We start from the raw sequence: 2776 nt of genomic DNA on the forward strand, positions 1-2776 counted from the left end.
GACCCCCGCTACGCCGAAACCATGGCCCCCGGCGACGGCCCCTACCTCGCCGCCTCCATGGACAACGAAGACCTCTACGGCCCCACCGTCTTCTCCATGCAACTCAGCCAAGCCATCGCCGAAGGCCTCGCCTCCGACTACCGCATCGTCCTCGTCGCCGTCGACCACCCCACCCTCCAAACCCAACTGCGCCGCACCCGCAACGCCACCCACCAGGACCCCCTCGCCCTGATCAGCCTGTCCACCGCCACCCTCAAGACCTGCGCCACCTACCGCGTCCGCCGCCTGATCACCTTCCACAAGCTGGTCAAGGACGGCCAGGAATTCATCACGACCCTGCGCGCCACCGCCGACGCCCTGCACCAAGAGACCACCGACACCGCCCACGGCCCTGTTCCGCTGCGCCCCGGCACCCTGTGGGCCGAATGCGTCCACATGGGCAGCCCCGACCGGTACGAACACATCGCCACCTTTCGCGACGACGGCCCCCTGCCCGACGGCCGGGCCGCAGACCTCAAGGTCCTGGCCAACGCCCGGCTCCTCACCGAGGGCGTCGACATCGTCAGCGTCGACGGCCTGTGCTTCGCCTCACCCAAGAGCAGCGTCGTCGACATCACCCAAGCACTGGGACGCGCCCTACGCCCCCACCCCGACACCGACAAGGCCACCCTGCTGGTCCCCATCTACCTCGCCCCCGGCGAAGACCCCAGCGACCTCCTCAACTCCGAGGCCTACCAGCCCCTGTACGACATCCTCCTCGCCCTGCGGGCCCACGACCTGCGCATCGCCGACCGGCTGCCCACCACCCACCTGGCGGCCACGCCCCCCGACCAAGCCGCGCCCAGCCCCACCGACAGCGAGCCGCCCCTTCCCGAAACCCTCGCTGACCCCAGCGACGGCGCCGACCTCTCCGCCCCGCTCGACCTGAACGCCGGCCCGCCACCCTTCGGCGCGCCAGGCTCCACGTTCCCCGACATCGTCGGCGTCGATGGTGCCTCCATCAGCCCGCGCGACATCGCCCGCGTCATGGAGCTGCGCGTCCTGCAGCCCCAAGGCGTCACCAAGGCCTGGATGGACAGCGCCCTGGACGCGATCAGGTTTCACGACCAGTTCGGCCACCTGTCCGTCACCCGCGAACTGGCCGCCGAACTGGACACCGACCCACGCCGAGTCGACCTGTACACCTGGCTGTCCAACCAGCGCACCGCCCGCCGCCGCGGCGAACTCCTCCAGTGGCAAGAACACCTCCTGGACAACCTCGGCATCCAATGGGAACCCCGCGACGAAGCCCGCGAAGCCCTCATCACCTACGCCGAGGAATGCGCCCGCAAGCACGGCGGACTCGCCGTCAGCTCCGGCTACCAGGCACCCGACGGCCACCCCGTCGGCCGGGACCTCGCCAACCAGCGCGGCCGCGCCGCCAAAGGCACCATCAACCCCGTCATCCTCAACGCCCTCAACAGCATCGACCCCTGGTGGAACCCGCCCTGGGACTTCGCCTGGCAACGCCACTACCAGCGCGCCGCCCACCGCCACGCCCAAGGCCAAGACCTCGCCCAGCCCGCAGACACCAGGACCTACCTCCAGTGGCTGCGCGACCCGGGCCGCGACCTCGTCTACGACCAGCGCGACCTCCTGCGGAAGATCGGCCTGGACCCTGCCGCGGGCACCTCCGCCACCTGAACCGTAACGTGGCCCGAGCCCGCGAGGGTGGCCGCTCCCGCTGCGCCCCGCTCGCCTGTGGCACATGACGGGCGTGATCGCCTCGGTGGTCCGCTGCACCCTCGACAGCCGCATAGGTCGCCCGTGCCACGCTGCGCGTCCACGCGGCCGCCGCCGAGCCCGACGTCGCCGGCCACCCCGACACTGTCCACGCTCTCAACTTCATCCGCCGGGACGTCACCCTGCTCTCCCCGTGGCCCGTGCAGCTCGCCGCCGCCGCCCGCGAGGCCATCGACTCCGACCGCGTGGACATCTCCCGGATAAACCTCGCCGAGCTGGAGTGGGACGCCCGCAACAAGACCCGCGAGGGCGAGTACTTCCAGCTCTTGGCGGACAACCCCGTCGGCCGCGCCGTGATGGCCCGCATGGGCCGCCGCGCCGCCGCGACGTCATGGGCATCCGTGGGTCAACCCCGGCCGACGCCCCTCGCCGATGGCCGAGCGTGAGGCACGCTTGCCCGCGTGCCGTACGCGGAGCGCGCCTTCGGACAGGGGCGCGGGTAGACGCCGCAGCCGCGCAGGTCGGCATTGAGTCGCGGAGTTCAGCGGCCGCCCGACTGGCATCCATTCGCGCCAGCGTCCTGGCGGGGTGTAGCTGACACCGCCCGTCGGGCGGTTGGGGTTCCAGCGCCCGCTTTCCGGGGATCGGACCGGCGTGCGGGGCATGAAGAGTTAGCGGCTTGGCGGAGCGCGCGGCCGCGTACCGCTGCGGGTGGAGAGTCCGGCGCCCGGCGGATCCAGCTACGGCGCCGGTGTGGGTGCAGGCCCACGGGTGGGTACCGCTCGGCAACGACGGCACGCTCACCCCGGCGGGTGCCCGGTGAGCTGGGCGAAAGCCGGATGCGACCGGGAGCAGCACCGGGCCGGCCGGTGCGGCGGCATCACCTGTGTCCGGGGCGCGGGGGGTGGCCGGATGAGTGTGTCTGCCCGGGGCAGGCGCGAAAGCGGGACAGCGGCAGAGTTCGGCGGGTTTGTAGTTGAGGTGTTGGTGATGGGGTTACCCCAGCCGGCACCCAGAACCGTCCCTGTGTGCCCGTCCCCGGAGGCCGCTATGC

Annotated in this window: 2 protein-coding genes; both read left to right on the plus strand. The window is 71.7% G+C overall.

Features of this window, described 5'->3' with window-relative positions:
* The coding region (locus AOK09_RS36525) for a helicase associated domain-containing protein (RefSeq protein ID WP_217698542.1) at positions 1–1683 on the plus strand (1683 nt) is incomplete at its 5' end.
* A 239-nt stretch (positions 1684–1922) separates the two neighbouring features.
* Positions 1923–2168, plus strand: a complete 246-nt coding sequence (locus tag AOK09_RS36530) for a hypothetical protein (RefSeq protein ID WP_055591462.1) — start codon at positions 1923–1925, stop codon at positions 2166–2168.
* Positions 2169–2776: the final 608 nt, after the last annotated feature.

Source organism: Peterkaempfera griseoplana (assembly GCF_001418575.1).
Lineage (GTDB): Bacteria > Actinomycetota > Actinomycetes > Streptomycetales > Streptomycetaceae > Peterkaempfera > Peterkaempfera griseoplana.